Origin of the sequence: Roseiarcus fermentans (assembly GCF_003315135.1) — a bacterium.
GTDB lineage: Bacteria > Pseudomonadota > Alphaproteobacteria > Rhizobiales > Beijerinckiaceae > Roseiarcus > Roseiarcus fermentans.
Genome location: NZ_QNRK01000070.1, coordinates 1 through 3,894, shown reverse-complemented (window position 1 = coordinate 3,894; position 3,894 = coordinate 1). Strand labels below are relative to the sequence as shown.

General features: G+C 67.6%; 2 protein-coding genes. Both read left to right on the top strand.

The genetic code is table 11. The features are described 5' to 3' along the window. Positions 1–227 precede the first annotated feature (227 nt). On the top strand, positions 228–854 hold the full coding sequence (locus DFR50_RS30965; RefSeq protein ID WP_425376105.1) for a recombinase family protein: 627 nt from the start codon (positions 228–230) through the stop codon (positions 852–854). Next, the gene (locus DFR50_RS30960; RefSeq protein ID WP_113894172.1) at positions 855–3,839 is read left to right on the top strand and encodes a Tn3 family transposase; all 2,985 of its coding nucleotides are present in this window, start codon (positions 855–857) and stop codon (positions 3,837–3,839) included. It abuts the gene before it with no gap. Positions 3,840–3,894 lie beyond the last annotated feature (55 nt).

The following is a 3,894-nucleotide window of genomic DNA, read 5'->3' as shown; positions in this document are numbered from 1 at the left end:
CGGCCCGAACTAACGAAACGGCCACCAGATACGCATAAGGGGACGAATAGAGAACGTTGCGCCGTGTGGGCCGCGGAACTCCGCCGAGAATCGCTTGCTCGGGTTCGGCCGGCCGATCGGCGAGGATGTCGGGAAACAGATGATTTCCGACATCTCCTCGGCAGGGCGAAAAGCTGCTCGCCACGGGCTCAGAAACTGCACGACAAACCCTGTCGGAATGTGAGACTGTGCGGAAACTCGCTGGATGGGGTTTTCCGTACATGCTGGTCGGGTACATGCGCGTGTCGACGAACGGCGACCGTCAGGTTCTGGACCTGCAGCGTGACGCGCTTCTCGCCGCTGGGGTCGATGAGCGTCACCTGTTCGAGGATCGGGCTACCGGAAGCCGCGGCGATCGCGCGGGCCTCGCCAAAGCGCTGGCCTTCATCAAGGCCGGCGACTGCCTGGTCGTCTGGAAGCTGGACCGGCTCGGTCGGTCGCTGCCGCACCTCCTCGACACGGTGACCGATCTCAGGAAGCGCGGCATCGCCTTCCGCTCGCTGACCGAGCAGATGGACACGACCACGCCGCAGGGCGAGTTCCTGTTCCACATTTTCGGCTCTCTCGCCCAGTTCGAGCGATCGCTGATCCAGGAGCGGGTCCAGGCCGGGCTCGCTGCAGCTCGCCGGCGCGGTCGCCGCGGCGGTCGTCCCGTCGCCATCGACGCCGAGAAGCTCGCCGCGGTGACGGCCGCGCTCGACGGCGGGGCCACCAAGGCCGCGGTCTGCCGGACGTTCGGCATCAAGCGCAGCACGCTCCTCGACTCCCTGGCCCGGATCGGTTGGTCTGCGGGGGTCAAGGTCGAGGAGGCATGAGTGGCGCGACCGCAGCGATTGAACGAAGCCCAGATCGCGGAGCTGTTCGATCCGCCGACCGAGCAACGGGAGCTCGTGCGCCACTTCACACTGTCGGACGCCGATCTCGGAGCGATCCGGCGTTGCCGCGGAGATCACAACCGCCTCGGCTACGCTCTCATGCTTTGCTACCTACGCCATCCCGGCCGAGCGTTGCGCTCCGGCGAGCGTCCGCCTCCGGCCTTGCTCGCATTCGTCGCCGAGCAGATCGGGATTCTTCCGGACGCGTTGGACGAGTATCTCGCGTCTGAGCGGAACCGCCAGCGTCATGCCGTCGAATGTCAGGAGCAGCTCGGGCTTCGTCCGTTCGGAAAACGCGCCGCGGCCGGATTGGCGAGCGCCCTTCTGCCGCAAGCCATCGAGGATGATCGGCTCGCCCGTCTGGCGGAGCTGGCGCTGGAGACATGCCGGCAGCGCCGGATCGTCGTCCCGTCGCCGCCTGCGCTCGAGCGGCTCTGCGCCAAGCTCCGCCACCTGGCCCGCCGGGAAGTCTATCGGCGGCTGACCGATGGTCTCACCGCCGAGCAGCGACGCAGGCTCGATGCGCTGACGCAGCGCCGGGAGGAGACCAACCAGAACTGGCTGACCTGGTTGCGGCAGATGCCGGAGGCCGCCAAGCCGGGCGCCATGCTCGGTCTGACCGAGCGCCTGGAGCATGTCCGCGCGATCGGGATCGAGCCCGGCCGTGGACGGTTGGTCCACCAGGCGTGCCTTGCCCTGCTTGCTCGCGAGGCTGGCCGCACCACCGTGCAGCATGTCGCCGGCTATGAGCGGCAGCGCCGCCACGCGACGCTGGTGGCCATCAGCCTGGACCTCGCCGCCAGCCTGACCGACCAGACGATCGACCTGTTCGACCGCCTGATCGGCGCCATGTTTCGCAAGGCCGAGGGTCGCCATGCCCGCGCCTTTCAATCCGACGCCCGGGCCATCAACGAGAAAGTCCGTCTTTACGCGAGCGTCGGCGCTGCGCTGATCGCCGCCCGTGAGGACAACCTGGACGCCTTCGGCGCGATCACGGCGGTGATCCCGTGGGAGCGGTTTCGCGCGACCGTCGCCGAGGCCGAGACGCTGGCGCGACCGCAGGAGTTCGATGTCTACCAGAAGCTCGGCGAGCACTACGCCGGGATCCGACGCTGGTCGCCCGCCTTTCTCGACACGTTCCAGTTCGAGAGCGTGCCGGCCTCGGCCTCGCTCCTGCGCGCCATCGAGGTGCTGCGCGCAGCGAACCGCACGAGCGCGGCCACCCTGCCGAAATCCGCCCCGACCGGGTTCGTTCGGCGGCGCTGGGCGCCTTACGTGCTGCCCGGCGGCGCCATCGACCGTCGTCATTACGAGCTCTGCGTGCTCACGGAGTTGCGCGACCGATTGCGCGCGGGCGACGTATGGGTCGTCGGCAGCCGGCAATACCGCTCCTTCGAGGAACGGCTGATCTCGAAGGAGGCCCTGCAGGACTTGCAGCAGACCGACACGGCGCCGGTCGCGGTCGAGGCGGATTTCGATCGTTTCATCGAGAGCCGTCGCGCGCTTCTGGACGAACGGCTGGCGGCGATCGACGCCCGGGCGAAAGGTGGCCTGTTGCCCGACGTGACGATCGACAAGGGCGTGCTGAAAATCGCGCCGATCGCGAAATCCACGCCGCCGGAGGCCGACGACCTGGCCGCTCGCCTCTACGCCATGCTGCCGCGCATCCGCATCACCGATCTCCTGGCGGAAGTGGCGGTATGGACGCTCTTCCCCGACTGCTTCACCCATCTGCGGACCGGCGAGGCGGCCGCCGACAGCCGCATCCTCATGGCGGCTCTGCTCGCCGACGGGCTCAATCTCGGCCTGACCCGCATGGCCGAAGCGTGCAGCATCGCCAGCCTCGGCCAGCTCGCCTGGACGGCCGACTGGCACATCCGCGAGGAAACCTATGCAGAGGCGCTGCGGCGTCTCATCAATCAGCAACAGCGCGAGCCGTTTGCGGCGATATTCGGCGGCGGCGTTGCTTCGTCGTCCGACGGGCAGTTCTTCCAGGCCAGCGGGCTCGCCCGCGCCGCCGGCCGCCTCAATGCCCATTATGGCCAGCAACCGGGGTTCAAGGTCTACACCCATATCTCCGATCGCTACGGGCCGTTCTTCACCAAGGTGATCGCGGCGACGGCGAGCGAGGCGCTGCATGTGCTCGATGCGCTGCTCTATCATCAGAGCGAGGTCGCGACCCGTCGTCACCATACCGACGGCGGCGGCGATTCCGATCATGTGTTTGCGCTCTGCGCTCTCCTCGGCTTCCAGTTCGCGCCGCGCATTCCAGGCCTGAAGCACCGCCGGCTCTACAGCTTCGGCAAGCCGTCGGACTACCCGACGCTCGAGCCCCTGATCGCCGGGCGCATCAATGTCGCCCTGATCCGCGCCCACTGGTCGGAAATCCTGCGCATCGTCGCGTCGCTTCGCACCGGCGCCGTGACCGCCTCGCTGATCATGCGCCAGCTCGCCTCCTATCCCCGGCAGAACGGCGTCGCCGCGGCGCTGCGCGAGCTCGGTCGGCTGGAGCGAACCCTGTTCACCCTCGACTGGATCGAGGATCCCGAGCTGCGGCGGACGACCGGCCAGGAGCTCAACAAGGGCGAGGCCCGCAACAGCCTGGCGCGGGCGGTCTTCATTCACCGGCTCGGCGAAATCCGCGATCGAACATACGAGAACCAGCAGCACCGCGCGTCCGGCCTCAACCTGCTCGTCACCGCCATCATCCTCTGGAACACGCGATACCTCGAGCGCGCCGTCGCCGCCCTCCGTCAGACGGAGAACGTTCCCGATCATCTGCTGGCTCACCTGTCCCCGCTGGGCTGGGAGCATGTGAACCTGACCGGGGACTACGTGTGGGGAGCCACACAGGCCATGTCGGAAAACAATGCCGGATTGAGACCGCTGCGCACCTTATCCGAGGCATTGCTCAGAGCCGCCTGACGTTCCTGCTTTGTCTCCTTATGCGTATCCGGAGGCCCTTTCGTTAGTTCGGGCC